A 26,054-nucleotide genomic window follows, 5' to 3' on the forward strand; every position below is an offset into this window, starting at 1 on the left:
TTCTCCCAGATAGCTGGCCTGAAACGTAGCAATGTTATATTTTTAAAAATAATCTGAGCGCGGGATTTTTATGGGCTAAAGATACCGCAGATAATTTAATGAAAGTGGTGACATGGCGAATTATATTTTGGTTTAAAAAAGAAATATAATACTGCATCTATATAAAACTGCCATATAAACTATTGATTATCTCAATTTTTCTAGGTAACTTCAATCAGCATTATTTTAAAAAGGAGGTTTATCATGACTGTTATTCAGAGAATTGAACACTGGGGTGATGTACATCATGCCAAATGGCTGGATGTAATCCGTATTGTTTTAGGCTTACTCATCTTTAGCAAAGGAATTGCGATAGTCAGCAATACTGCGGTTCTTCAGGACCTGTTATTGCAAAACAATGTATTCGGTTTTTCGGGAATGATGGCCAGTGTGGCCATACATATCGTAGGGTTTGTACACCTGGTAGGAGGAATCCTGATTACCTTGGGTCTGCTCACCAGGTTTGCCGTAGTGATACAAATCCCGATCCTTTTATGTGCCGTATTTTTTGTAAATCTATCGCGTGGTTTTTCCATACTGAACTCCGAATTGTGGCTATCCGTAATTGTACTGTTATTACTGGTATTATTCTGGGTAATCGGATCAGGTCCGTTTTCGGTAGACCATCAGATGAAGCGGAAACCAAGGCGATAAACCCTCATTTTTTCTTTATTACGCCCCTGTGAGATTCTATAGGTGCTAAAAGCTTATTTTTGAGCAAAATCAGTTATATGAATTTTCACACCAGAAAATGGGTAAAACCAGAAGATTTAAATCCTAACGGGAGCTTATTTGGCGGGAGCCTGCTCAGATGGATTGATGAAGAAGCTGCCATCTATGCGATTGTACAATTGGGTAATCCAAGGGTGGTCACAAAATACATTTCCGAGATCAATTTTGTCAGCTCTGCCAAACAGGGAGACATCATAGAAATGGGAATTACGGCTACAGACTTTGGCAATACATCCTTAACCATGCGCTGCGAGGTGAGAAACAAGATCACCAGAAAAAGCATCCTTACGATCGATAAAATGGTATTTGTGAATGTAGACGAGGATGGTAATCCTGCTGCTCATGGCAAAACACATATCAAATTTATCGAGGAGCAATTCGCAAAAGAAGACAATTAAACGGCGGCCAGAATTAAAGCCCTGAGGTCATCAGGAGTAAGGCTGATGCCATTGACTTTCAAACCTGCCTGCAGGTAAAAAGGATTGCGTTCTTCCAGTTTTTTCTCAATAAAGCTGGTCATTTCCTCCTGATCCATATCTTTTAACAGCGGGCGTTTCTCTTTACCACTTTCCAGGCGCCTGGCTAAAGCGGCGGCAGACATTTCGATGTACACCGAAGTACCGTTCTTATTGATCCAGGCCATATTGTCAAAATAACATGGCGCTCCCCCACCTGTTGCCACCACACAATTCGAAGGATAATTAAATTCCTGCAGGGTTTTACGCTCAAACTCCCTGAAAGCTGCCTCTCCATTAGCGGCAAAGTAGGCACCAATAGACATCCCCACCAGCTTTTCTATCTGATGATCGAGGTCAATAAAATCATATCCCAGTTTCGTGGCCAGCTTTCGTCCCAAAGTGCTTTTACCACATCCCATAAATCCAATCAGAAATATCTTCATTCTTTTAAGCGAGTTTTACCCTTGGATCAACAAAGGCATAGAGTACGTCTACCAGTATATTGATCAGTACAAATATAAATGCAATAAAGAGAATTGAGCCCATGACTACCGGAAAATCTGACATTTCCAAAGCCGTAACTGTTGTCCGTCCCAATCCATTGTACCCAAAAATATATTCCACAAAGAAGGATCCTGCAAGCAGCGAAGCAAACCAGCCGGAAATTGCGGTAATCACCGGGTTTAAGGCATTTTTTAGGGCATGCTTATAGATGATGGCATTCCGTCCCAATCCTTTGGCTCTGGCGGTACGGATGTAATCCTGAGCCAGTACATCCAGCATGGCACTTCTCGTCAGTTGAACGATAATGGCCAATGGCCTGAGGCCTAAGGTCAGCATGGGTAGTAAAAGGTTCTTCCAGGTCATGATTTCACCCTTAAAAGGATCATAACTGTACAAACTACCAGACATGTTTAATCCCGTATAATCGCTCAATACAAATCCAAATAACCAGGCAATGATAATACCTGCAAAAAAAGAAGGTGCGGAAATCCCAAGAATAGCGAAGGAATTTGCGGCTTTATCAATCCAGGTATCTTTATGAACGGCAGAAAGTACGCCAAGAAAAACGCCAATAATGGTGGCAAAGATCATGGCGGTCAATGCCAGAATAAAAGTATTTGGAACGGTTTCTCTTAAGATAGAAGTCACCTCTCTTTTTGTTTGATAAGACCTGCGCAGGTAAGGCCACTTCAGGACAATTGCTTCCTTTCCGATTCCGATCAATCTGACATAATGGTATTTCTCACGGCTTTCCTCTTCGTCCGGATGAATACTGAGCGGAGAAAGGTCATTCAGGTATAAGAAAAACTGAGCAGGCCTGGATTTATCCAGGCCAAATTCCTTACGTACTGCTTCCAGCGACTGTACATCGGAGCGTTGCCCCATCGTCATTCTCGCCGGATCTCCAGGTAATACATTAAACAGGATAAACACCACACTCACCACTCCCGCCATGACAGCTAATCCGTATAAAAACTTCCTGAGGGCGTATTGCAGCATATCCTATTTGGTGAAATATTTTTCAGAGAGCTGTTCAAAGGAAGGCATTGCATTGTGATGCCATTTGTTGATGATCACTCCATTTTTCAACAACAACACACCAGGATTGGCCCTGACCATGCTTTTCAAAGGAACCGCATCTGCATAAAAGATTTCTGTAAACAACTTCATCTTTTTACTAAAGGCTTCTGCGTCCTGTGCAGAATTGGAAGTCAGCAATACCGTTCTGATGTTAAACTGTTCTGCCGCGTTTAAGGACAAAGCATTTAAAGCAGCCATCGCTTCCTCATTGGTGTCCTTTAGGTTATAAGCAACAATAATCAGATTATAATAAGGATTTTCCAACAGTTCTTTCGTATAGTCGGTACCTGAAGCATCCGTGATATTTAAATCTTTAATCTTAGGCTCATATCCTTTTTTAAGGAGTTTTTTCTCCGGTGTACCTACGATCTCCCAGTTTTCGTCTTTCCAGATTTCCGTTTTCAGGTAATCCTTATCGCTCATCACTTTTTTCTCTTTTGTTTTTTTGTTGGTCAGGTTGTACATGATCTGAAACTCATCAGGTTGTGCTCCCGGAGGGATGCGCATCAGTTCAGGGACATTGGCACCTACCTTATAAGGCAAAAAGTCCAGAATAGGTGACCTGCTGTAGGTAAATATGCTGAATAACAGTGACAATGCCAGTACCCCGGCCAACAGTCCCTTTTGTAATCCCGGCTGTTGGGTAACAGGCTTAATCAATTCTTTATGAATAAAAAGATAAATGATCAGTGCCAGCAACACCAGATCCTTGGAGAATGATTCCCATGGGGTCAGTGGAATGGCATCCCCGAAACATCCGCAGGAAGTCACTATTTTGAAAAATGCTGAAACAAAGGTCAGAAAGGTGAAAAATATAATTGTTCCCAATAGCCCCCAGGTTACTTTTTTACTCCAGAAACCGAAAAGTAACAAAGCGCCCAATACAATTTCAAGCACACAAAGAATAATTGCAATTCCGGTAGCCCATTCACTTAAGAAAAAGCTGCCCTCTACATTTGAACCAATAAACTTAAAAAAGATATGATGGAACTCATCGAAATATTCCTGTAGCTTGTATCCAAAGCCAAGCGGGTCATTCGCTTTAATCAGTCCTGAGAAAATAAACAGGACTCCGACAAATATTCTGGCAAAATTAAGGGCTATTTTCTTCATTATTTCAGATCCAGTTTAATCAATGCAAAGACGGCATAATTGAGCATATCCTGATAATTGGCATCTATACCTTCAGAAGCTACTGTTTTTCCTAAATTATCTTCAATTTGTTTAACCCTCATGATTTTCATCAGGATCAGGTCGGTTAAGGAGCTGGTACGCATGTCTCTCCATGCCTCTCCATAATCATGGTTTTTAGCAAACATCAGTTCTTTGGTGAGGTTTACCTTTTCATCAAACAGGGCTTCCACCTGAGCGACTTCCATTTCATACGGATCCTCTGCATTCAGTTCCAGTTGTAGCATCCCGATGACACAATAGTTGATGATGCCAATATATTCAGAGCTGATGTCCTCCCCTACTTTCGAAACTTTCTTTTCTTCCAGCGTGCGGATGCGTTGCGCCTTAATGAAAATCTGATCCGTAATAGAGGATGGCCTGAGGATTCTCCAGGCGGTTCCATAGTCTTTTGTTTTCTTTAAAAAAAGCGATTTACAAATCGCTATTACTGAATCGAATTCTTGAGATGTGTTTGTTGCCAAAACAATTAAAATATTTAGTTTAAAGCTATTTAAATACCGTATTTTTGTCTTATACGATGGCTAAAGATACATTTTTAAACCGAAAGAGCACACTAAACCTAAAAGGTAAGCTGGCAGATTTAAGTCGGCCGGCCGTGATGGCAATCCTAAACCTTACCCCTGATTCATTTTACAGCACAAGCAGAGCGGGCACTGCAGATGATGCCTTAAAAAGAACAGAAACTTTTCTGAATGAGGGTGCTAAGTTTATTGACATCGGTGCATATTCTTCACGTCCCGGTGCAGCGGAGGTAAGTACTGATGAAGAATTAAGCCGTATCGTTCCAATTGTAGAACTGCTCAGTAAAGAGTTTCCTGAAGCCTGGCTTTCCATCGATACCTTCCGGGCAAAAGTTGCTAAAGAAAGTATTGAGGCAGGTGCTCATCTGATCAATGACATTGCAGGTGGAGGAATGGACGAAGCCATGTTCCAGACCGTTGCGGATTTACAGGTTCCTTATATTCTGATGCACATGAGGGGAACTCCGCAAACCATGCAGCAACAAACCGGTTATACAGATATAGGTCTTGACCTCGTCGATTATTTCTCCTCCAAAGTGGCGGGACTCCATCAGTTAGGTGTCAAAGACATCATTCTTGATCCCGGTTTTGGTTTTGCAAAAACAACCGATGAAAATTACCAGTTGTTAAATCAGCTGGAAGATCTTGATCTCTTTGAATTGCCCGTTCTTGTTGGCTTTTCCAGAAAGTCGATGATTTATAAATTTTTAGGCGGTGGTCCGCAGGAAGCACTCAATGGCACTTCTGTACTCAATACTATTGCCCTGATGAAAGGAGCCGGCATCTTAAGGGTCCATGATGTGAAAGCCGCAGCAGAATGTATCGCTCTGGTGGAAAAGACCCGATCACATTAATATCAAAAAATACCTAACTTGGCGATAATGAAAGGATTTGATTTCGATTTTCTAAAAGTATCATTAACAGATGTGGCAGACATTATTTTTGTTGCGCTGCTCATTTACTATATCTACAACCTGATCAAGAATACCCTGGCTGTAAACTTGTTGCTGGGAATGCTGATCATCCTGATCATCTGGTTTGCAGTAGACCAGCTGAATATGCGTTTGTTGTCTACCATCATCAACAAATTCATGAGCGTGGGGATCATTGCGCTCATTGTGATCTTCCAGCCTGAGATCCGGCGTTTCCTCCTCATGATTGGAAAAAACACCTTTCTTCAACAGAATAAAGCCTGGTGGGGTTACCTCTTTGGAAGCAAAAATATTGAGAGAGACAACCTTGTCCGCATCAAACCAATCATTGATGCTTGTAAAAGCATGAAAAAGTCGCGTACAGGGGCTTTGATTGTGTTCGTTAAGTTTTATGATGACCAGCTTTTTGCCAATAGTTGTGAAATCATTGATTCTAAAATCTCTAAAAGACTGCTGGAAAGTATCTTTCAAAAATACAGCCCACTTCATGATGGTGCGGTCGTGATTGCGGAAAATAAAATAAAAAGTGCCAGCTGTATCCTTCCACTAACTGACAATGATAAGCTTCCCCCTCAATTTGGTTTGAGGCACAGGGCGGGCATCGGAGTTTCTGAAACCACAGATGCTGTTGCGGTGATCATATCCGAGGAAACGGGAGAGATTGCCTATGCAAAGCAAGGTCGTGTGCGCATGAATGTTTCTTTTGGAGAACTGGAGAAATTACTTAACAAAGATTTTTAAATTTTCCTTTTGGTTAAGTCCTGTGACTGTTTGACATCTGTTTTGGCTTGCTCTGATATGTGGTCGATATGCCTTCGGACTGAGTCCACGCTAAGTCCACAGTGAGTCCACGGTGAGTCCACGTTTTTGCTGGAAAAAGGTGGAGCCATTATGGACCTGATATGCAGTCAATATGGACTCAGTCCGAAGGCATATCGACTTTATCCCGAACACATCCAAAGCAAAGTATTTACTCCATAAGAAAACATGGAATAAGAGATAAAGGACAGGAAATCCCTTTAAACAAAAGAGGCCGGTAAAAAAACCGGCCTCTTTTGTTTAGCTATTTTTATGATTAGCAATATTGCTCAAAAGCACCGATTAAGCTATCAGCGATCATTTGTGCAGGTCTGCCTTCAATTTGATGACGTTCGATCATGTGAACCAGTTTACCATCTTTAAACAAAGCCATTGATGGCGATGATGGAGGGAAAGGCAACATATACCCTCTTGCCCTGTCAACTGCTTCTTTCTCCATACCTGCGAATACTGTTACCAGTTTATCAGGATGTTTTTCATTTGCTGCTGCTAATCTTGCTGCAGGGCGCGCATTTGCTGCCGCACAACCACAAACAGAGTTTACTACTACAAATACAGTCCCTTCGCCAGTGATGGCACTATCCACATCAGCTGCAGATTTCAACTCCTCAAAACCTACTTTGGTAAGTTCTGCACGCATAGGTTCTACTAAATATTCAGGATACATATTTTCTATTTTAATTCTTTAATCTATACAAAGATATAGCAGAACTTATTAGCATCAAAGGATTACCTTCCGGCAGGCTCCGATTTTACCTTCAAATTACTTTGGTTTTTCCGGCTTTCTAAGGAATTCAATGTCCTTAACAGGGATTACAACCAGAAATCTTAACATTTAATCCACACAGGTATAAGCGCTTAAAAAAAAGTTTTAAAAAAATTGAATAAAGCACTTTTAAAATTCAAACAGATTCTCTAATATTGCACTCCGAAAAAAGAGGATCTGTTTTTGTTTACAAAACCAGATTTCTTTAGATCGAAGGATTCCCGAGTAGCTCAGCTGGTTAGAGCATCTGACTGTTAATCAGAGGGTCACTGGTTCGAGCCCAGTCTCGGGAGCACAAAAGGGCAAGCACGGTAAAACGGTCGCTTGCCCTTCTTTTTTACCTCCCATAATATGGGATCAATTCCTGAACAACCCAAAGGAAAATTAGCATCATCGTTTGTCACATAAAGACGATTGAAGAATAAAACATCCCAAATGACAATACCTTAGTTTAGTCATTGAGATTGACGCCTTCTGAACATCCTCAACCTTCCATTTTTTTTAATATTATATATTTGTATTACCTGCAACCATTCCTAAACAGCCTATGAACAGAAATAGATTTTTCATACTGACCACACTGTCTATTCTTGTGACCATAGTGACGTTGGTGGTTGCCCAAAGAAAAAAAAGTACAGACGATCTTTTTGTCAGATATATTGTTGATGGAAAAAAGCAAGACATAAAATTTTATTGGAAAAACGAGAAACAGGAAAATTTTAAAAGTATTCGGAACTTAAAGAATTGGCTTGATCAAAAACATAAAAAGCTACTGTTTGCAATGAATGCGGGGATGTACAAGCAGGACAATTCGCCTCAAGGACTCTTCATTGAAAATCAAAAACAAATCACACCTTTAGACACGACAACTGGAAATGGAAATTTCTATTTAAAACCAAATGGTGTTTTTTATATAACGGTTGACAATTTGCCAACAATTTGCACTACGACGAATTTTATTGACAATAGAAAAGTAAAGTATGCGACTCAATCAGGACCAATGTTGGTAATTGATGGACAAATTCATTCGGCTTTTAAAAAAGGGTCGGCAAATCTAAATATTAGAAACGGAGTTGGAATTTTACCAGACAATAAAATCATTTTTGCAATGTCAAAAAGGGAAATAAATTTCTATGACTTTGCTGACTATTTTAAAAAGATGGGTTGCAAAAATGCGTTGTATCTTGACGGTCTTGTTTCAAGAACCTATTTGCCCGAACAAAATTGGATACAAACAGATGGAAATTTTGGTGTTATAATTGGCATAACAACGGACCAAAACTGAAACAGGATTTTTTGAAAACGAAACATAAAAAACAAATGGTTATGAAAGGGGGTTTAATGCAGGTGGGAGAATATATGTAAACTAGAAATGAGTAAAACAATAAAAACAGGAGATGTATTTTATATAAAAGTTGAAAATAAAGAGTTATATGTTTTTGGACGTGTCCTTTTTGACGTTAAAAAGCAACTCCATAAGGTTCTTGGCAAAAATTTCATGACTGAAAATTACCATCCAATTCTTGGTATGTTCTATGAAAATTATCAATTGGTGGAAATGTATGAAGGAATTTTTAAAAGTCAGAGTGAATTTGAAGAACAAAAAGTATTAATACCCAGAGTTTTGGTAAGTTCCTTAAATTATAAACCCTATAATTCATTAGAATGCGGAAAAATTAAAAATATCCCTGTTGACTATACTAAAATCGAATTTCCTGAAAGCGTTGACTATGGGTTTAATCATGTTCACATTTCAAGAGGGGAATTAATCTTAAAAACCAATTTACCACACTCAAAATGGGAAGAGATAAATATGGCAAGCACAAGTTTGGTTCCTCGAATATTATTAAATGCAACATTGGATTTTAACAATCGAAAAGATTTAGTTCCGGAAGAGTTGAGAAGACTGGTTTATTTAAAAGATAAAGATTTATATTACAACCAACCTTTAAGAAACGAAATATATAACAGTATAGGAATTGACCCGGAGAAAAGTTATTATGAACTTTCAAAGGATAATGGATTTGATTTAGCAAGATTTTACGAATGACAATAATCAAACCGCGAACAAGACTTTGCATCAGACTGGCAGAAGTACAAAATTCAAGCTCAGTTCTTCAATTGAATTTTGTATTTTAGTTAAACATTTCGGCTCCGAAGTCCCTACCCGAACGCAAAGCGCCACAACGTGATGCGAGATGCCAGGCCAACATTCGTCGAAAAAGAGTTGACCCCACAAATGAAAAAAATGTTTCTCCTTATATTCTTTATTTTCATCATCATCTTCGGAATAGATAGACTTACGGTGATCAATCTGTCGCCTAAATTACTTTTCAAACGTTCCGAATACAAGCAGTTTCCGGAATTAAACGATGGCTTACAGTCGGCTAAATTTTCACTGTACAGAGCAACCCAAACGAGTAAGGCCAACATACGGTATTTCCCACAAAAGAATTTCTTTCTGATTAGCAATTTTAAAAGGAATGGACATTTCAATCCTATCAAAATAGACAGCGCAGGCAATAATGTTTTTGAATTGAATATTGACGAAAAACATCATCTTAAGTTTTTAGAAGCCATTAATTGTTTCCTTATTGAATCAGACAGTATTTATGATCTGTCTGCGGATAATCCTGTTGCCATACCTTTTACTGAAGTACTGAACAGGGATAGAAATATTGAACCTGAAAGATGGGTACAAATATTTGAAAAGCTGTATCAGTCTTCCGACATTGTGCTATATGGCTGGCATACCGATATACAAACTACAGAATGTATTTACTTCCGTACAGAAGGTAAATGGACAAAACTCTATACTTTTGGTAGTAAAGGCCCTATGTACATTTATTCCGAAGGTTCAGAAATTAAGTGCAAAATAAACAAGAAGGAAATCCCTCATAAATGGCACGAAGAGCATTACCTGAAAGATGTAGAGAAAGCCACCTATTCCAATGTACATCGTTATACGGACGAGTACATTACACCCTACAATAGCGATTTGTCTTTTTTCCCCGACCAGGCGCTTAAGTATCAGCCAGCAGGAACCCTAAAAACACTTGCCTTTTCGAAAGAAAAATACACAGATGATGGGTATTTAAATCCGGGGATTCCCTCCGCGTTTTATGGCACAAGTTATTACGCATTGAATTTAGACCAGGACATTTTACATTTTAAAACAAGAGCATACAAGCACAACGGCATAGGCGAAAATGTACAGACCGATATGTTTCTTTTTGATTTGCCTTTGGCTTTTGTCAAAAGAAGCGCGGTATCTTTTCTGACCTACGATTACAGTACCAATTTTCACGAAAATGATAAAAAAGGAATTTACATTATTAAAAAAAAGTAGAACGACAGGAATAATAAAACAACATTAAATACACAGTAAAGGTAGCTGTGGCACAGATAAAATCAGGTGAATACTATGGAAGTACTGAAAAAAAACAATCTGAAATCATTCAACTTATACGAGTTCCTAAAACACCAAAACTCCCACAGCTTTAATATACCTTTTTTCCTTGCCGACAGTCATACGTATAAGAATGCCCATGTCAATTTCCCCTTCAGAACATTTGCCTATGGCTTAGGTGTTACCTATTCAGGTGAAGGTGAGGTATTCAAAATAGGCAGCACAGATTATCGGCTAAGTACGGGATGTCTGACCACAATCGGACCGGGCATGGTCTGCCAATGGATGGGTAATTATACTGCAGAGCATGATACCGTCTATTTTACAGAAGAGCTATTTAATGGCATAAAAACCAATTCTTTTCTGCAATCACTTTCCTTCTTTTTTCACGGTGGCAATCATGTAATCAGGCTCACTGAGGAACAGCTAAAAAAAATGACCTCAACATTTAACCTGCTTAAAGAACTGAAAGAAGACAAAAAAGCAATCCCCGGCATTGTTTATTCCTTACTGATGCTGGCAGACTCTTTTCATTCCTTTCAAAATGGAAAATCTAAAAACGCCAATACTTCCAATAAGGAAAAAATCACTTATGCGTTCAGGAAGTTGGTAGCAGCGCATTTTCCCGACCATAAAGAAGTAAGTTATTATGCTGCCCAACTAAATATTACCCCGAAATACCTGAGCGAAATCTTACAGTCTGAGTTGGGAAAGTCAGCGAAAGCCTTTATCGATGAATATGTGATGATGGAAGCCAGAAGCTTGCTGAAACAAAGTACCCTCAGTGTACAGGAAATTTGTTACTGGCTGGGCTTTGAAGATGCTTCTCATTTTACAAAATCGTTTAAAAAACTGACAAACCTTACCCCTACTGCCTATCGCAAGCTTTAAGGCAACAGAAATTTGTACCAGTTCCCCCGACATCCTGCCTAAAATGATGGTCATTCTGAATATATCTTTGTTTAGCAAAACAACTATTTATCATTCCTAAACCATAGAAAACATCCGCCATGAAAAACTTAACAACATTTAATTTATCCGTCCCAGCCTCCGTATTAGATGACCTGAAAAACCGATTGAAAAATACCCGCTGGCCAGGTGAAGCAGAAGGCTCGGGCTGGAACTTCGGGACCAGCGAGACTTATCTGAAAGAACTGGTGGATTACTGGATCAACAAGTACGATTGGAGTAAGCAAGAAGCAGAACTCAACAAATACCCACAATACACTACTGATGTGAATGGTGTCAAAATACATTTTCAGTACATTAAAGGGAAAGGGGAAAACTCAAAACCATTGCTGCTGACCCACGGCTGGCCGGATAGTTATTTTCGCTTTCACAAAATCATTGCGCTATTAACCGAAGGTGATCAAAGCTTTGATCTGGTTATCCCATCCATTCCAGGTTTCGGGTTCTCTGAAAAGACAGCGATGGACACTGAAGCAGTCGCCGGTTTATGGAAAACATTGATGACTGAGAATCTTGGTTACCCTAAATTCTATGCAGCTGGAGGTGATATAGGTATGGGTGTTACCAAAGCACTCGCCTCTAAATATCCGGAAGTACTTGCTGGCGTACATTTTACCGACGTTGGTTACCCAATGGGACAGGAAGATCCCGATACCATGACAGATGCTGAAAAGCAATTTGCGCAGTTTGTACAACAGTGGTGGTATAGCGAGGGTGCATATGCGATGCTACACTCCAGCAAACCACAATCACTGGCCTATGGTTTGAATGACTCCCCTGCTGCACTTGCGGCCTGGATACTCAGTTTTGGTAATGCCGGGGCTTCTCCTGATATTTTAGAAGAGGCATTTGGGGGAAGAGATGAATTACTGACCAATATTATGATCTATTGGGTCACAGAAACCATCGCCACTTCTGTCAGAATGTACAAAGTGGATGCTATTGCTCAATGGACTGGGGCAAAACCGTTACAAAAAAGTAATGTTCCCGCAGGTGTGGCTGTATTTCCACGAGAAGCACAATTCCCAAAAGAATGGGCAGAGCGCTTTGTCCATGTGGTCAGCTTTAAAAAAATGGAAAAGGGAGGGCATTTTGCGGCACTGGAAGTGCCGGATACCTTTGCTAAAGAATTAAGAAGCTTCTTTTACAGTATTCCTTAGTTCAACCTATTACGTATCTTTAGGTGATGAGCAAGTTCAAAAACCGGTTATTAATGTTAAGTCTGTTGCTGGCATTCACCATGAATGTTAAAGCAACCTGGTCCATTATTGTGATCGACCCCAGGACAAAAAAGATTGGCATAGCTGGAGCCTCCTGTACATTTAGTGTTTATGGCATTGGCGGGATCATTCCTGGTAAGGGAGCAATTGTGGTACAAGCCATGAGCAATAAAGCCGCCCGGAACAAAGGGCTACAAATGATCCTTGCTGATGCATCACCACAAGAAATCCTGGAGGCCATCAGGAAGCCTGAATTTGATCCGGAACAACAACAGTACGGAATCGTGTGCCTGAATGCGATGGATAAACCGCAAACTTATACCGGAACGGAAACAAACGCGGCCAATGGCAGCGCAACTTCAAAAGGGATATCTATTCAGGGCAATACCTTAAACAACAACAAGGTTTTTAATAAAATCCTGCAGGTTGTCATTAAAGCGCAAAAAGCATCCATGAGCATACAGGATGTATTGATGCTCGCTTTAGAAGCCGGAGCAGAATATGGGGGAGATAAACGCTGTGGTGACAGGAAAGCATCAAGCGCATTTCTTACCGTAGCAAAACCAGGTGACGATCCGCAGCATCCAGGTATTAATCTGATCTATAATCAACAAGATGAAACAACGAATGCCGTTAAAGGCTTAAGAAAAAAATTTGAAGACTGGAAGAGACAAGAACAGGGATCCAAGTAAAAACAGAAAAACACATTAAAAATTATACTTCAAGCTCAGATAGAAATTTCTTCCATATCCGATGTATTGGGTTCTTAAGTCGCCCCGATAATGTTCCTGCCCATCTGTAGCACTATAATTTAGTTCCCTGGTATTAAACAGGTTCTTTACTCCGATTCCCGTTTCCAGCCTTTTGCTAAAAAAGGAGGAACCAGTATTTAAATCCAGCAGATGGTACATGGGCGTACGGTTTAATACCCGGTTTTTTGTCTGACTATAAGCTTCCCGTTCAAAAGAATAGATAAACTGGTTGCCAACGAAGCGATAGTTTACATTTAGCCAGTAGTAATTTTTAAAATGCCAGGCGATCCCTGAAATGCCTTCCAGATGAAAAAGATACCGGTCATATTCACTGGCAGTGCCAAAATCGTTGCCCTTTGTTCCAAGAACAGAAATCCCCAGATTCACTTTCAGCTGATGAGAAGAAGCATTCATCTCGATTTTATTCAGCCAACCATAATACTCGTTCAGATTTGTATACCTATAGGCATCCTGAGTAGGTATTTTGTTTGCTGCGGTCGCAATAACAATCCTGTTCTTAAGCTGCCTAAATCCGGAGCTCAGCTTTGTTTGTAACACGATCCCTCCTCTGGTTTTTAGAGAATTTTGCCAGGAAAGCAGTACAGACTTCCCCGTTTCTGGTTTTAAACAGGGCTCTCCTTCAAGCAGGTTAAACTCATTTTCCAGGTAAGTAAAAAGCTCCCTGTGGTTAGGAGCACGGTCTGTTTTTTCAAGAATCAATTTAAAATCATTATGGCCGTTTAAATGATAATTTAAACTCAGAGCAGGCGAGACAAAGAGCATGGTCTGATGGTACCTGCTGAGCCTCAGACCATGCTGAATGGCGAATTTTTCAGATATCTGCCATTGAACCTGAGTAAAAACGGAAATGGAAAATACATTTTCATCTACCGGTTTGCTGATGTAGGTTCCCGGTTCTACAGCGACATATCCATTGGTATGGTCCAATTCGTACCCTATATCCCATATCAGTTGATCTTTCACTAATGGCTTGCTGAGCTTAAACCTTGAATAGAACGTGTTTATGGCATACAATTTTTTTAGCCCCATGTCCTCCAGTGGATCATGATTTGCTGCATTCACTTTTTTAATATTTCGTTTGTTCGAGGCTGCCTGCAGAGATAAATCAAGCGTATAATCTGCATCTTTCCAAAAAGCACCTTTCAGGTTCAGGTGGTGTTTCCACCTGTTGTTAACATACCTGAAGTCGTCGGTTGAATAAACGGGTAAAGGAATATTATCCAGATACTCCTGCTCCACATTGTGTCCATAGAAAGTCAGATCTGCATTAAACCTGTTGAACTGATAAAAAGCGGACAAATCTTTTCCTTTATAAGCCAGATGTCCATTGATATCCCATGAAGTTCTGGGCGACCATGCGTAACCTCTTTGGTAGGAATTTTCCGAAAGGTAATTCTTACCAAGGTACCTGCCCCTATGACCATTGAACTGATCACGATTTAAATTAAATCCGACAGACAAGTTTTTTGACAACAAATAGTTCAGCCCCAGATTTTGTATATGCCTTCCTTTAGCCTCATTACCTGATTTTAAATTATACTCATTGCCCGCACTTCCCTCCTGACTGGAAAAACTAAGGATATTTTTAATCGCTACCTTATGCTTAACCACATTGACCACCCCCATAAGACTGCCGCTTCCATACTCCGGTCCCATGCCCCCCTCAGAAATCTCAATATAATCCACATCAGACATAGGGATGCTGCTCAGATCAATATGACTGCCAAACATATCCGCACTGGCTAATGGTATTCCATCCACCAGGATTTTAAAATGCCTGCTGTTCAGATCAGCGGTCCTGCTTCTTGCCCCACCAAGTTCAGGGGAATTTTCAACCTCTATATTCAACTGGTACCTGAACACATCCGCCAGATTATTCGCCGCCATCTGACGAATGTCTTCCTGGTCGATTCTTTTTATGGAAGAAAAAGCAATGCTCCTCAGTGGACTTTGTTTCTGATGAGGTTCCTGGGCAGGCGCCTGGAGATGAAGACCGAACCACATACAGGTAAAAACGCAGGCAATGTTTTTAAATATCATTATGAAATAGTGTATAGGAGTATAAAACAGATCAGAAACATCAGATCCGGACAGTCGTATTGAAACAACTGCCCGGATGATGATGTAACGCAAGGACTGAAATCAGGGGTTAGGGGGTCGTTGCTATTTTAGCATATTTAAACTTGATTCCACTGTTCACAGCATTACTTGTGCTTGTTGGAGAAAGGTTCTCAAATTTAAATTTATAGACATCGCCATTAGGTAGCTTGATCACATAGAACCTGTCTACAAAAATTTTATAATTACCCATATCCAAATTTCTCCAGTATTGTCCGATTTCTTCCTGACTGGTACTGCTAAACTTCGTGTTGTCGATATTACCAGAACTAAAGGAAGCAAACTGGCTTTCAATGGAATTACTTGCATTCAGTGCAGGATCGTTTGACCAGGTATAATTCAGATCATACGGTCCGGGAGCACCTGCAGTACTTCCTGTAGTTTGCACCCTGTACACAGATACACCAGGATTGTTGTTTAACACCAAACCTTTCAGGGCAAATGGGTAAGAATCACCAGAGCTCATGTAACGCTTAAGCGTTACCGCACTTAAGCCGAGGTTCCATTCGCTTTGTTGCGGTTGTACAGTAGCCAGGCCGGGAGTTCCGAACTTGATGAACTGATATTGATAATTTGCAGTTTTTGCAATAGATACCGGAGTTGAAGTGCTGCTGGCAAAATTCCAGGTGCCTGATGCATTACGCGTTACGGCCTGATAATTTACATTGTATGCAGTACCACTATAGGCTAAGGATGCCAACCAGTAAGTAACCGATATAGGAGCACCTCCTACGGTATCCGGATGCATTTGTACTGGAGGTGTCTTGATCAGGTAAACTTTATTGGTCGCAACAGGGCTACCAATTACAAACTGTCCCTCCCGGTGAAAGTCAAAAGTACTCATATCCCCCATACCCATTGAACCTCCGTTAATAAGGTTATACGCAGATTCCATTTGAGCCGTATTGGTCCTGGCTGCATTGAGGCTACTTACACCATTGATTAAAGAAGCCTGTGTTGTAACCGAATAATTGAGAATAATCCTGTTCATATCATTGCCATTCCAAAAACCGAGATGCCAGGATTCACGTTTTGAAGCTGCCGCCGGGTTAGCGCTGGTAAAATTAAACCAGGCCTGTGAATTGTCTATTGTTGGAGCTACACCGTCCGAAGAGAGGATATTTGACATGTTAGCAGGTCCAATGGTTCTGGTAGTAATGGGCTCAGTAACCGGTGTAAAGGCGATTGCGCTATTGTTGAGCTTTAATTTATCGAACGCCGGGTCATTTTGTTTTTTGCAACTCGCGCCAAATATCAGGCATGCCGAGGCCAATACATAAAAACTGTTTTTTTTCATGTTTCTTAATTTTTAAAGTTTAACTATTGATTTATGTTTATTCTATCCTTGTGTTTCTTGTTTAGTCGACAAATATGGTTTCAATGTTTCCGTCCAGGTATATACCCCCACAATCATCGCAAGTTCCATCCCCCGGATCTACCATTTTAGAGATGGCACGGTTCAGTATCAGTTTACGTAAGGGGGCTTTCGCACCTGTAGAGATCACAACCGTTTTCAGTTTACTGAATTTACCCAGGTTAAGTGTACCATTTGATACACGGACAAAGTCGGCGCTGAATTGCTCCAAAGAAGACTCCAGTTGATTTAGATTAATCAGGTTGAGTAACTCATTAAAGTCAGTCTCTTTTGAATTGATAGAAACAGGTTTGAAGAACACGTTTTTAAGTTTTTTGAACTGAGCAAAGTCAATCGGTTTGGGCAAATCAAGATCTCCAATACTCATGCTTACGATATTTGGAGAATTGACGAGTTCAAAATTTTTGATCTTTACCGGAGGATGATCCGCCCGGTTGCTAACTAAGCTTAGGGTTCCACTGATACCAGAGAGTTTCAATTCTTCCATATCCGAATCCAAAATTGGCATAGTGAGTGTGGTATTTCCATTACCAGCAATGACCAACCGTTTTAGTTTTCGCAGCAAATTGATTGTATTTCCGATCACTACTGATTTTAGATTTTTCTGACCAGACAACGACAATACCGTAATTTTTCCAGCGAGTGCCTCCCCTATTTTCAGCGTTTCCAGCTCTGTGTTTTTACCACCGAAGTCCCATTCTACCTCATTGGTATGATTAAGCACCAGGTGCTTTAATTTATGAAGCTGGTCTATTTTTAGTCCTTGTTCACAAGCAACGTCCACTGTTTCCAGATGAACAAGACTGTTCAGATCGGCAGGCCCCTGAAGAATCGTCGCAGCCAAATATTTCAGGCCCTTGAATTTCCTGATATTATTCATTGTCGTAGGACGTGATTCAAGGCTGTCAACTTTTTCAATGTCAGCGCGGAGGAAACGGTTTGGTTTTCCGGCAATGGGTTTAATCTGGTATGAACGCTCAAGAAATCTGGTCAGGAAGTCCAGATAAGACTCTGATCCTGAGACCGTATTCTCAAACTCTACTTCTTCGGTATTGAAAGAATTTCTGGCATCTTCCAGGTCCTTTTGCAGCCGGACCTTTCTTGGCAGCTGATTGCTTACTTTTTGGATCAGTGCCTGAACTTCCTCATACTTCCCCTTAAAGTCGATATCAGGGTTTGTACGCAGCTGCACAATTCCGGGAAGAATTTCCCGGACCTGTTTTACATCGGCCAATAACAGGGTTAATTTCTCTTTGGTATCCTTCTGTGTTACCTTTTCAAGAAGGCGTTCCAAAGGAGGAATGTCTTCGGCCTTGATCACTTCCTGTTCCGACACTTCGATGATCCTCTTTTCGGTCAGGGCATTATAGTCAATGCTTTCTTCTCTAATTTTGTCTTTTTTACAGGCGGATAGAAGGACAATACTAAGTAAAAATATGGATAGTAAATGTTTCTGTTTCATGATATTTAAGGAATTGGTTTTTAAATTTTATAAGAAAGTCTGAGGAAATAACTCCGGCCATAGTAGAGCCGGAGTGTCCGGAGCGAATAGTAAATGTTGTCTGGTTTGTTCACCGCTTTATAATTAATGTCGGTAACATCAAAAAGATTCTTTACCCCCAGCCGGAGGTCTACCTTGTTCTTCAGGAACCTTTTTGCCACGCTGAAATCCAGGTTTTGATAAGCATCAGTTTTGTTCAGAATTTTTATAAATCCGGTAGGTTGTAAATCAGCACCTTTACCTGTTGCTACAATTTCATATAAGGGCTGTCTGCCCACATGCCTGAAAAAAAATGCCGTTCTGAATCCTGCGGGAAGCAGGTAACTAAACTGCGCATTGACTTGTGTATTCCATAAGAATTCATTGTAATCATCAACTGAAGCCCCATCATTCCCTTTACTTCCAAGTATGGATGCGCCCACAGAGAAATGAAACTTATCGGAGACCAGATTAATGTCCAGTTGATTGAGTAATCCATAATATTTATTTTCATTGGCATAGGTATTCCTCCCCGTCAGTGAACTTTCGCCTTCAACCCTGTAAACAGTGCTCACGATTCTGTCTGTAATGTGCTGGAACATAGAACTGAGATTGGTTTCTAAATGAATATTTCCAGGCAATTCTTTTCTGAATGACCATTGAAATTCAGCAGACTTCCCATATTCCGGCTTCAGATCCGGATTACCCCTGTAATCATGGATACTGTTGACAAACCAGGAGTACAATTCTTCATAATTAGGGAATCTGGTGGAAGTACCCAGGATCAGTCTCAGATCGTTATATTCATTCAATCTATATCGGGTTGTCACAGATTGATTGGTTCTCATTTTCAGTTTATTGCTGAAATTGAGCCTGAAACCAGGGCGGATCATGATCTTTGGCGACAAATTCCACTCTACAGAAGTATATGTCGAACCTGTAAAAAGGGTATTTTCAATAGGACTGCTGAGGGATACATCGTTGAAAAAATTCGTATATCCCTGATTACCTTTAGTCCGGTCCATTTCAAAACCCGCATTAAAGTCCAGTTTTTTATGAAGTATCGGTTTTAGGAATGTTCCTTTTGCATAAACACCCGCAGATTGATAATATTTCTCCCAATCGGTTGCCTGGAGTTTTTCACTTCCGGGAATACCGTTGGATTTATCGATTACTGAATTGTCCTCCAGATTAATGGCCTGCCTACGGTGTTCCAGTCCATTTTTCTGATAAGAGGCATCCAGAGTATAGTAAGCATTTTTCCAGAAATCCCCTCTTAGGTTCAGATGATGGTTATAACGTCCATTACGGTAATCATTATTTACGGAAGCATTAACGTAGAGCTGTTCGTCTTTCAACAGAAATCCGTTTGCAAAATGTCCGTAATTGGTGAGGTCAGAACTGAAATAATTAAACTTGTAAAAAGCGGAGAAATGTTTATTGGTATAGGAAAGATAAACATTACTGTTCCAGGAAGTTTTTGGTGACCATTCATATCCTCTTTTGTCGGTCATCTCTTTACTCATCCCTGCGCCGGTATATTGGCCCCTGTATCCATTAAACTGATCTCTTGAAACTGACCCCCCGAAGGACAGCTGATTCGTTAAGTTATGGCTGGCATTTATTTTCTGGATATGTCTGCCTTTTGCATGATCTGAAGAACTGAGGTTGTATTCTTTTCTGATGCTCTCTTCCTGAATTTCGAAGCTGAGGTCTGTCTTATGCTCAGAATTTTTTTTGGTAATGATGTTTATGACCCCTGCTATGCTGTTTGCTCCATACTCTACGCCCATTGCCCCTTTAATAATTTCCACCCTTTCCACATCATCAAGACTGATGGTGGTCAGGTCCACATCACTCCCCATATTTTCATCCCCGGCAATGGGGATATTGTCCATCAATATTTTGGTGTATTGGCTGTTTAGTCCCAGTACCCGGATTTTGGACCGACCCATTCCCGATTGGTTTTCAATCTCAATGTTCAGTTGTTGTTTAAGCAGCTCAGCGACATTGCTTACTGCCATATTCCGGATTTGCTCTTTTCCTATGACCTCAACCCGGTAAATAGATTTATTGAGTGTCTGAGGACGGTACTGTCCTGTAATCACTACCGGATTCAGGTCGAAGTTGCCGGACACTTTTGAGGAGTCGGGTTTCAGCACCTTTGTCACTTTGGCTACCGGAGGCCTTACCGCTTTGATATGAATGGTATTTCCCTGAACCAGTAAGTCTGGTGTTCCCCCAACTATTCCTTTCAGTACGACTTTCAGCGGTTTATTTCGATAGTCAAGCTGAACCAGTTCCTCACTTTTAATGAGGTCATCCGCATAGGAAAAGGTACAATTTGCCAGACGCCCCAGTTCCAAAAGTGCTTTTGCTTTTGTGATCCGGCCTGTTTTAATACTGATTTTTTGTTGCAGCAATGAGGATTGCTGAGCAAAAACCGGGAAGCTACACAACAAGTACAGCGCAAAAAAAAGGGCGTAAACACCAGGCCTTTCTATTATTTTTTTGGCACTAAACTCCCTAACCAATGTAGATTTCCTACATTTGTAAAAATGTTTCATATTTATGATTTAACTGTGTCTCATTTCGCCACGGTGATGTTTAGCGACTAGCACCGTGGCTTTTATTCTTTATCTTTAGTATATCGTAATTACGGTATCTCCTTTATTCATTTTATAATTAAAGCCCATTACAAAGCCCATACTCCTGAGTAACTGATGAAGTTCAGGGTTTACATAAAAACCTGAATACTTCAGTGAGGCCAACTGTACATTGTCAACCTGTATCTTTACATTATACCACCTTTCCAGTCTTTTTATAATATCGTTCAGTTTTTCTCCCTGAAAGCTCAACTCGTTGTTCTTCCAGGCATATGTTGCCGGAGGAGTTTCAATAACGTTCTGTTTTATTTCCCTGGTCTGATCTGAGTAGCTGGCCGACTGCCCTGCGGTAAGCAGAATCTGGGTAGTGTTGTTGTTTGTGTTCAGGAATTTCACTTTTCCTTCTTCCACATTTACACCTACATAAGTCTCATTTGGGTAAGCACGGATATTAAACGCAGTACCCAGGACCCTTACTTGTGTGTGATGAAGGCTGGTAACAACAAAGGGATGTCGAGGATCAGGCGCAACCTTAAAGAAAGCTTCTCCTGTCAGGGTGACCTCACGGATGCTATCGTTAAATCTTTCCGGATAGGACAATACAGAGCCTGAATTTAAATAAATACCGGTTCCATCAGAAAGTGTAACCTTACCTTTCTTGCCATATGGAATTCTGATTTCTTTCATAACCAAAGCGATCGGCTGGCCGGTTGCTTTATACTGAAACCAGATACCTGCCAGAAGTCCGAATAACAAAACAGCAGCAGCAATGCCGTATCTATATAAAGATGATTTTCCGGAGTGCAGAGGAGCTTTTCCGGAAAGCCAGACCCCTGTTTTCTGTTCCAGGAAAAGCCGCATGTTCCTATCGGCCTCCTCTTTTAAATGGTGTAGTGAAGTGTCCTTTTCAAAATCTTCCAAGGTATGCTCATCTGCCAACCACAATGCCACAAGTTTTTTCTCATCGGGAGTACATAAGTCCAGATGATATTTTTCAAGTAATTGTGGGTTGATCTGCATTGATTTTTGCTTTATACATACCTTAATCGTAAAATCAGGCATTTACCCTTAGTCAGGAAAATCAACTTTACATAACAAACTGTAAATCAATAGATTTAATTTATCAGGAAAGTGATTCAATCTTTTTACGAATAAAACGCAAAGCTTTGGTCATGTGCTGTTCAACCGTTTTTTCAGAAATGGAAAGATGAAGTGCAATCTCTTTGTTATTCAGTCCGCGTTCGCGGCTGAGCTGGTAAACTTCGCGACAGCGACAGGGCAGACTGTCTATAGCTTTGCCCAGGTTTAAATTCAGGTCATTAAAGAAAACTTCATTTTCAGTCAGACAGGTTTCGTCACAAAGACCTAACCTGAGTTCCTGGAGAAGTGCATTTTTTTTTGCCTGTTCCCGATAAAAGTCAAAAACCTTGTTCTTAATGGCTTTATAAAGATAGGATTTTATAGAACCCTCAGTGTCCAGTTCTAATGGATAATTCCGTTCCCAAAGTGATAGAAATACATCCTGAACAATCCCCTCAGCGCGATAATTATCTTTACAATGGTGAAGGCAATAGCCATACAATTCCTCCCAATATAAATTATATGTGCTTTCAAAACTGTAATGATCCATTTTCCCTGCTTGAGTGATGCGTCCAACTATGTAGTAAGACACCAAAGATAGGATCTTTATTTATAATGATTCTAAACAAAAACAGAAAAAGTAGTTTCTTATTGTAAAAAATTTAATAAGATATTAAAGAATGCTTACAATAACGTGGTGATTTGTGCTTAAGGCCTTCTTATAGAAGCTCAGGATTTCGTTCAATGCTGTTTTCATTTCCTCTATTAATCCCGCTTTATCGCCTTCCCAAATTCCATTTGGATATACTTTCTTCTTTTTAAGCAACATGGGATCAAATTCAGCACTTAGCTTTTCGAAATCGATTGCTTCCAAAGCAGCGATGATCTCCGGCAGCTCTTCATTTTCGGTACAAGTTACGAAATCAGCATTTTCGTCCTCAATATTGAAATTATGAATACCTACAACAGCTTCACTTAGTTTGTCATTTTCGACAGGTGTGGATGCAGAAACCCCAGTCAGGAAGCAATGTAAGGCATCCCAGAGCTTGTCAATATCCATAAATTCAAACTTTCCGCTTTCTTCAATTTCAAATAGTTTATTCGTTAATGCTTCATTATCAAGATCCATGAGAGCGTCTAAAGTTTCTTCATCCACCATCAGGTATTCGGCAATCATTCCCATATTTTTAATTTCAATTTATTTTTACTTCATCAGTTGAAGGATCTGTTTTGCAACCTCCTCTTCCTCTTTATTATAGTTAACACTCCATACTCCAATAAAGGATTTTGCGATATCAAGGGTGTATTTTATCCAGGAACAATACTCCTCTGCATAGCTATACTCCTCCCAGTTCAGTTCGTCCTGCTCTTCGCTTTCGAACTCAGGCCAAAGGTATTTTTCGGTGATCAGGTCCTGAATATTCTTTATTTCGGGGCTTGCATTTTCCGAGCCATAAAAGCCATCCTGAAATTTCGCCGCTTTTACAACCTTTAAAATGGCCTTAAGGATTCCCAGTTTATTGACACCAGTAAGCGACAAAGATCTGAAAAGGAAGATCAGTGTAAATGGCGTAGCCATGATTATACCGTCCTGGTGTTCAATATTTACCAGAATTTTATTTATTGCATATTCCTGTTTGGTTAAATCAGCAGCCCTGAGCTCAGCCAATAATTCGGGAAACCCGGTTGCACGCCCATACCAATGAACAATTCTGTTCCAGGGAATATCGTTTACTCCTACTAAAAAATAATATGCATCATTAGTTCCGCTCATCGGTTATGGCTAACGGAGAAGACCTTCAATGTTCTCCCAATCGTTATCTTCCGTGATTTCACAATTAAAATTCAGCAGGCGGTCAGGGTCATTTTCAAGTGTTCTAAATTTTTTCAATGCCTCTTCTACATCATCCAGATAAAGCTCGAGATCAAAACCATTATCTGTGGTCACTCTTGCCAGAAGATGACAGACGCATACCTTTCTCAATTCTTCCTTAAAATAGTTTTCGATTTCTACAGTATCAATATTGGCTTTTGAAACATTAAATCTGTCGCTCAGGTCAATACTCACCAGACAATTAAATGGACAAAATCTTTTATACGAATAATCCTTGTAAGCTTTATCTACCCAATGCGTAGCAGGTTTACCTTGCTCAGTATCCATCAAAAAAACAGTAATACTGCTTTTGGGATAAACTTTCTGTGTGTCCATTTTGACTTCTTCCCAGGTCATCATGTTTATAATAATTAGTTCATTTAATTCTACTCAGCTTTGCCTATCCCTATGATATTGACCAATGCCTTTCCGGAAATACGAACAGCCCACTCAGTAGCCAACCGCTCATTATTATTTTTTAAGTTTAATCAATTATATTGAATTAACAAACTACTAACATAAAACTATATTCCATATGATCATATTTGTAAGTCCCCGGTTGTCACCATCCAGGAACAGTAAGGAATACATTGCTATTTTAGACATACATTTACCGTAGAAAAAAATCGCCAGCTGATTTTAAACTCAGCTATTTTCAACTCAGATATTTAAGATTAAGATGCTAAAAACAACATTAACAACAATTCTGTTCCTGTCTTTGACTTCAATTTTCGCACAACATCAAGCCTACGACTTAATCATCACTAATGCGAGATTATTAGACGTCAAAACAGGAAATATAGCTGAAGATCAGACGATCGTTATACATCATGGCAGAATTGAATCCTTAACTACAGGGCCAGGTAAATTTTCTGCAAAAAAGACCATTAACGCCAGAGGAAAATTAGTTACACCAGCTTTTATTGACACACACATTCATCCAACTGATGTCTTTGGCGACTACAAAAAAGCACCAAAATTTCTGGCAAAGGATGCTTTAAAGACTTTACGCAAAAAGCTATCCGATGAATATCTGCCTTTTGGGACCAGTACCGTATTGACGATGGGGCAACCGGAAAATTGGCTCGGGCCATTGCTCAGCTGGCAAAAAGATCAAAAAGCCAGTTATGTTGACCTATACCTTTCCGGAGGAGCATTGATCTCAAAGGAAAAAAGGGTACCCTATATTGCCCATACCACAGTAGAAACACCATCAGCAGCAAAGCAGAAAATACTGGAATACCATAAAAAAGGAATCGATCGCGTTAAACTATACTATCGTTTACAAAAACCGGAATTTATTGCAGCATTCCAGACAGCAGACAGTCTTGGGATGGGCATTTATGGTCATATTGGTGATTTTAGCTCGGATTACCTGACCATCAATGAAACCCTGGACATTGGTCTGATCAATTACGAACATCTTGCAACCATTCCAAATGCAGTAATTATATCCGAAAAAGACAAAACTCAGATGGAGCAACAGTTCAAGGAAAATTTCGGCGAAATAAATACCGAAGCAAGGTACTTAGCATATTATCTGGAACAGTTTCGCTTTATTGAGCAAAATAAATCCGTCGAAATGAATGAATTACTGGATAAGCTTGCAAAAAGTAAAGCAACTTTCTCCACAACCATTCATCGGTTATATGAGCAGTTTCAACCTACTTATTATACACAACCCGCAGATCTTCTGCTTACAGCAGCACAAACTCAGAGAAGTTTACAAAACTTCGCCTTTATGATGAAATGGATAAAAAAGATGAGTGGTAAAGGAATAGAAATCCGCTTAGGATCGGATGGGCCTAATGGAGGAAAGGTAAATCTCTCAGAATTAATCCTTTTCTGTAAATATGGATTCTCTGTGGCTGATGCCTTTAAAATAGCTACAATAAATGGCGCAAAGGCAATTAAAATTGACCACGAAACGGGGGCTATAGAAAAAGGGAAAGTAGCCAATCTGCTCATCTGGGATCAAAATCCTTTTGAAGATCATCAACACTTCATCTCTACAAAAATGATCGTTAAAAATGGAAGAATATTAGACACCCGCCCTTATTAAGTTTGAAACAATAAAACTATATTTAGCCTTTGATTTATTAAACC

General features: G+C 40.0%; 25 protein-coding genes and 1 tRNA gene. 12 read left to right on the forward strand and 14 right to left on the reverse strand.

Annotated features, from left to right (window positions below; genetic code table 11):
* The first annotated feature begins 243 nt into the window (after positions 1 to 243).
* Entirely contained in the window at positions 244 to 693 is a 450-nt protein-coding gene (locus BUC20_RS30875; protein WP_073237861.1) for a DoxX family protein, read from the forward strand.
* A gap of 77 nt (positions 694 to 770) precedes the next feature.
* Positions 771 to 1,169: an acyl-CoA thioesterase gene (locus tag BUC20_RS30880; RefSeq protein WP_073237864.1), complete on the forward strand. Its 399-nt coding sequence runs from the start codon at positions 771 to 773 to the stop codon at positions 1,167 to 1,169.
* Here the strand turns inward: BUC20_RS30880 and BUC20_RS30885 are convergent.
* The 4 genes from BUC20_RS30885 to BUC20_RS30900 are packed head-to-tail and all read right to left on the reverse strand — an operon-like array spanning position 1,166 to position 4,468.
* Entirely contained in the window at positions 1,166 to 1,672 is a 507-nt protein-coding gene (locus BUC20_RS30885; RefSeq protein ID WP_073237867.1) for a shikimate kinase, read from the reverse strand. The genes BUC20_RS30880 and BUC20_RS30885 overlap by 4 nt on opposite strands.
* A gap of 4 nt (positions 1,673 to 1,676) precedes the next feature.
* Positions 1,677 to 2,732 carry an ABC transporter permease gene (locus tag BUC20_RS30890; protein WP_073237870.1) on the reverse strand — a complete coding sequence of 352 codons (1,056 nt, stop codon included), beginning with the start codon at positions 2,730 to 2,732 and terminating at the stop codon, positions 1,677 to 1,679.
* A gap of 3 nt (positions 2,733 to 2,735) precedes the next feature.
* Positions 2,736 to 3,926, reverse strand: coding sequence for a BT_3928 family protein (locus BUC20_RS30895; protein WP_073237873.1), 1,191 nt, complete (start codon positions 3,924 to 3,926; stop codon positions 2,736 to 2,738).
* Positions 3,926 to 4,468, reverse strand: a complete 543-nt coding sequence (locus tag BUC20_RS30900) for a DUF1599 domain-containing protein (RefSeq protein WP_073237876.1) — start codon at positions 4,466 to 4,468, stop codon at positions 3,926 to 3,928. Before BUC20_RS30900 ends, BUC20_RS30895 begins: the two co-directional genes overlap by 1 nt.
* 56 nt (positions 4,469 to 4,524) lie before the next feature.
* Between BUC20_RS30900 and folP the strand changes: the two genes are divergently transcribed.
* Together folP and cdaA are read left to right on the forward strand one after the other, a co-directional pair.
* Positions 4,525 to 5,382: a dihydropteroate synthase gene (gene folP / locus BUC20_RS30905; protein ID WP_073237879.1), complete on the forward strand. Its 858-nt coding sequence runs from the start codon at positions 4,525 to 4,527 to the stop codon at positions 5,380 to 5,382.
* 27 nt (positions 5,383 to 5,409) lie between these two features.
* On the forward strand, positions 5,410 to 6,201 hold the full coding sequence (cdaA, locus tag BUC20_RS30910) for a diadenylate cyclase CdaA (RefSeq protein ID WP_073237882.1): 792 nt from the start codon (positions 5,410 to 5,412) through the stop codon (positions 6,199 to 6,201).
* A 334-nt stretch (positions 6,202 to 6,535) separates the two neighbouring features.
* Here cdaA and BUC20_RS30915 read toward each other — a convergent pair whose 3' ends face one another.
* Complete coding sequence (locus BUC20_RS30915; protein ID WP_073237885.1) at positions 6,536 to 6,946, reverse strand: BrxA/BrxB family bacilliredoxin; 411 nt, start codon at positions 6,944 to 6,946, stop codon at positions 6,536 to 6,538.
* A 318-nt stretch (positions 6,947 to 7,264) separates the two neighbouring features.
* Here BUC20_RS30915 and BUC20_RS30920 point away from each other — a divergent pair.
* The 7 genes from BUC20_RS30920 to BUC20_RS30950 all read left to right on the forward strand — a co-directional run bounded on the left by BUC20_RS30920 (position 7,265) and on the right by BUC20_RS30950 (position 13,335).
* A tRNA-Asn gene (locus BUC20_RS30920) sits at positions 7,265 to 7,338 on the forward strand.
* A gap of 254 nt (positions 7,339 to 7,592) precedes the next feature.
* On the forward strand, positions 7,593 to 8,330 hold the full coding sequence (locus BUC20_RS30925; protein WP_073237888.1) for a phosphodiester glycosidase family protein: 738 nt from the start codon (positions 7,593 to 7,595) through the stop codon (positions 8,328 to 8,330).
* 87 nt (positions 8,331 to 8,417) lie between these two features.
* Positions 8,418 to 9,095: a hypothetical protein gene (locus tag BUC20_RS30930; RefSeq protein WP_073237891.1), complete on the forward strand. Its 678-nt coding sequence runs from the start codon at positions 8,418 to 8,420 to the stop codon at positions 9,093 to 9,095.
* Between the two features lie 189 nt (positions 9,096 to 9,284).
* Positions 9,285 to 10,394, forward strand: coding sequence for a hypothetical protein (locus tag BUC20_RS30935; RefSeq protein WP_073237894.1), 1,110 nt, complete (start codon positions 9,285 to 9,287; stop codon positions 10,392 to 10,394).
* Between the two features lie 75 nt (positions 10,395 to 10,469).
* Complete coding sequence (locus BUC20_RS30940) at positions 10,470 to 11,345, forward strand: AraC family transcriptional regulator (protein ID WP_073237897.1); 876 nt, start codon at positions 10,470 to 10,472, stop codon at positions 11,343 to 11,345.
* 119 nt (positions 11,346 to 11,464) lie between these two features.
* Positions 11,465 to 12,583 (forward strand): epoxide hydrolase family protein, encoded by a 1,119-nt coding sequence (locus BUC20_RS30945; protein WP_073237900.1) that lies wholly within the window; start codon positions 11,465 to 11,467, stop codon positions 12,581 to 12,583.
* A 53-nt stretch (positions 12,584 to 12,636) separates the two neighbouring features.
* Complete coding sequence (locus tag BUC20_RS30950) at positions 12,637 to 13,335, forward strand: DUF1028 domain-containing protein (RefSeq protein ID WP_200801109.1); 699 nt, start codon at positions 12,637 to 12,639, stop codon at positions 13,333 to 13,335.
* A 15-nt stretch (positions 13,336 to 13,350) separates the two neighbouring features.
* On the opposite strand, the gene BUC20_RS30955 is transcribed toward BUC20_RS30950, so the two are convergent.
* The 9 genes from BUC20_RS30955 to BUC20_RS30995 form a co-directional block, all read right to left on the reverse strand.
* Complete coding sequence (locus tag BUC20_RS30955; RefSeq protein WP_073237905.1) at positions 13,351 to 15,456, reverse strand: TonB-dependent receptor plug domain-containing protein; 2,106 nt, start codon at positions 15,454 to 15,456, stop codon at positions 13,351 to 13,353.
* A gap of 109 nt (positions 15,457 to 15,565) precedes the next feature.
* A complete protein-coding gene (locus BUC20_RS30960; protein ID WP_073237907.1) occupies positions 15,566 to 16,831 on the reverse strand; it encodes an HmuY family protein in 1,266 nt (421 codons plus the stop codon).
* Positions 16,832 to 16,892: 61 nt separating this feature from the next.
* Positions 16,893 to 18,371, reverse strand: coding sequence for a hypothetical protein (locus tag BUC20_RS30965; protein WP_073237909.1), 1,479 nt, complete (start codon positions 18,369 to 18,371; stop codon positions 16,893 to 16,895).
* A 20-nt stretch (positions 18,372 to 18,391) separates the two neighbouring features.
* Positions 18,392 to 20,956 (reverse strand): TonB-dependent receptor plug domain-containing protein, encoded by a 2,565-nt coding sequence (locus tag BUC20_RS30970; RefSeq protein WP_084529446.1) that lies wholly within the window; start codon positions 20,954 to 20,956, stop codon positions 18,392 to 18,394.
* A gap of 75 nt (positions 20,957 to 21,031) precedes the next feature.
* Positions 21,032 to 22,015 (reverse strand): FecR family protein, encoded by a 984-nt coding sequence (locus BUC20_RS30975; protein ID WP_159441183.1) that lies wholly within the window; start codon positions 22,013 to 22,015, stop codon positions 21,032 to 21,034.
* Positions 22,016 to 22,118: 103 nt separating this feature from the next.
* Entirely contained in the window at positions 22,119 to 22,667 is a 549-nt protein-coding gene (locus tag BUC20_RS30980) for an RNA polymerase sigma-70 factor (RefSeq protein ID WP_143166981.1), read from the reverse strand.
* An 81-nt stretch (positions 22,668 to 22,748) separates the two neighbouring features.
* Positions 22,749 to 23,258: a YfbM family protein gene (locus BUC20_RS30985; protein WP_073237921.1), complete on the reverse strand. Its 510-nt coding sequence runs from the start codon at positions 23,256 to 23,258 to the stop codon at positions 22,749 to 22,751.
* 21 nt (positions 23,259 to 23,279) lie between these two features.
* Complete coding sequence (locus tag BUC20_RS30990) at positions 23,280 to 23,849, reverse strand: hypothetical protein (protein ID WP_073237924.1); 570 nt, start codon at positions 23,847 to 23,849, stop codon at positions 23,280 to 23,282.
* Between the two features lie 9 nt (positions 23,850 to 23,858).
* Complete coding sequence (locus BUC20_RS30995) at positions 23,859 to 24,308, reverse strand: DUF695 domain-containing protein (protein ID WP_234994630.1); 450 nt, start codon at positions 24,306 to 24,308, stop codon at positions 23,859 to 23,861.
* A 319-nt stretch (positions 24,309 to 24,627) separates the two neighbouring features.
* Here BUC20_RS30995 and BUC20_RS31000 point away from each other — a divergent pair, with 319 nt between their 5' ends.
* On the forward strand, positions 24,628 to 26,010 hold the full coding sequence (locus tag BUC20_RS31000) for an amidohydrolase family protein (RefSeq protein ID WP_073237927.1): 1,383 nt from the start codon (positions 24,628 to 24,630) through the stop codon (positions 26,008 to 26,010).
* Positions 26,011 to 26,054: the final 44 nt, after the last annotated feature.

The organism is Pedobacter caeni, assembly GCF_900129215.1.
GTDB lineage: Bacteria > Bacteroidota > Bacteroidia > Sphingobacteriales > Sphingobacteriaceae > Pedobacter > Pedobacter caeni.

Coding starts and splice junctions, on each gene's coding strand:
- BUC20_RS30875 (WP_073237861.1), top strand. CDS start 244: ATGACTGTTATTCAGAGAATTGAACACTGGGGTGATGTACATCATGCC.
- BUC20_RS30880 (WP_073237864.1), top strand. CDS start 771: ATGAATTTTCACACCAGAAAATGGGTAAAACCAGAAGATTTAAATCCT.
- BUC20_RS30885 (WP_073237867.1), bottom strand. CDS start 1,672: ATGAAGATATTTCTGATTGGATTTATGGGATGTGGTAAAAGCACTTTG.
- BUC20_RS30890 (WP_073237870.1), bottom strand. CDS start 2,732: ATGCTGCAATACGCCCTCAGGAAGTTTTTATACGGATTAGCTGTCATG.
- BUC20_RS30895 (WP_073237873.1), bottom strand. CDS start 3,926: ATGAAGAAAATAGCCCTTAATTTTGCCAGAATATTTGTCGGAGTCCTG.
- folP (WP_073237879.1), top strand. CDS start 4,525: ATGGCTAAAGATACATTTTTAAACCGAAAGAGCACACTAAACCTAAAA.
- cdaA (WP_073237882.1), top strand. CDS start 5,410: ATGAAAGGATTTGATTTCGATTTTCTAAAAGTATCATTAACAGATGTG.
- BUC20_RS30915 (WP_073237885.1), bottom strand. CDS start 6,946: ATGTATCCTGAATATTTAGTAGAACCTATGCGTGCAGAACTTACCAAA.
- BUC20_RS30925 (WP_073237888.1), top strand. CDS start 7,593: ATGAACAGAAATAGATTTTTCATACTGACCACACTGTCTATTCTTGTG.
- BUC20_RS30930 (WP_073237891.1), top strand. CDS start 8,418: ATGAGTAAAACAATAAAAACAGGAGATGTATTTTATATAAAAGTTGAA.
- BUC20_RS30935 (WP_073237894.1), top strand. CDS start 9,285: ATGAAAAAAATGTTTCTCCTTATATTCTTTATTTTCATCATCATCTTC.
- BUC20_RS30940 (WP_073237897.1), top strand. CDS start 10,470: ATGGAAGTACTGAAAAAAAACAATCTGAAATCATTCAACTTATACGAG.
- BUC20_RS30945 (WP_073237900.1), top strand. CDS start 11,465: ATGAAAAACTTAACAACATTTAATTTATCCGTCCCAGCCTCCGTATTA.
- BUC20_RS30950 (WP_200801109.1), top strand. CDS start 12,637: ATGTTAAGTCTGTTGCTGGCATTCACCATGAATGTTAAAGCAACCTGG.
- BUC20_RS30955 (WP_073237905.1), bottom strand. CDS start 15,456: ATGATATTTAAAAACATTGCCTGCGTTTTTACCTGTATGTGGTTCGGT.
- BUC20_RS30960 (WP_073237907.1), bottom strand. CDS start 16,831: ATGAAAAAAAACAGTTTTTATGTATTGGCCTCGGCATGCCTGATATTT.
- BUC20_RS30965 (WP_073237909.1), bottom strand. CDS start 18,371: ATGAAACAGAAACATTTACTATCCATATTTTTACTTAGTATTGTCCTT.
- BUC20_RS30970 (WP_084529446.1), bottom strand. CDS start 20,956: ATGAAACATTTTTACAAATGTAGGAAATCTACATTGGTTAGGGAGTTT.
- BUC20_RS30975 (WP_159441183.1), bottom strand. CDS start 22,015: ATGCAGATCAACCCACAATTACTTGAAAAATATCATCTGGACTTATGT.
- BUC20_RS30985 (WP_073237921.1), bottom strand. CDS start 23,258: ATGGGAATGATTGCCGAATACCTGATGGTGGATGAAGAAACTTTAGAC.
- BUC20_RS30990 (WP_073237924.1), bottom strand. CDS start 23,849: ATGAGCGGAACTAATGATGCATATTATTTTTTAGTAGGAGTAAACGAT.
- BUC20_RS30995 (WP_234994630.1), bottom strand. CDS start 24,308: ATGATGACCTGGGAAGAAGTCAAAATGGACACACAGAAAGTTTATCCC.
- BUC20_RS31000 (WP_073237927.1), top strand. CDS start 24,628: ATGCTAAAAACAACATTAACAACAATTCTGTTCCTGTCTTTGACTTCA.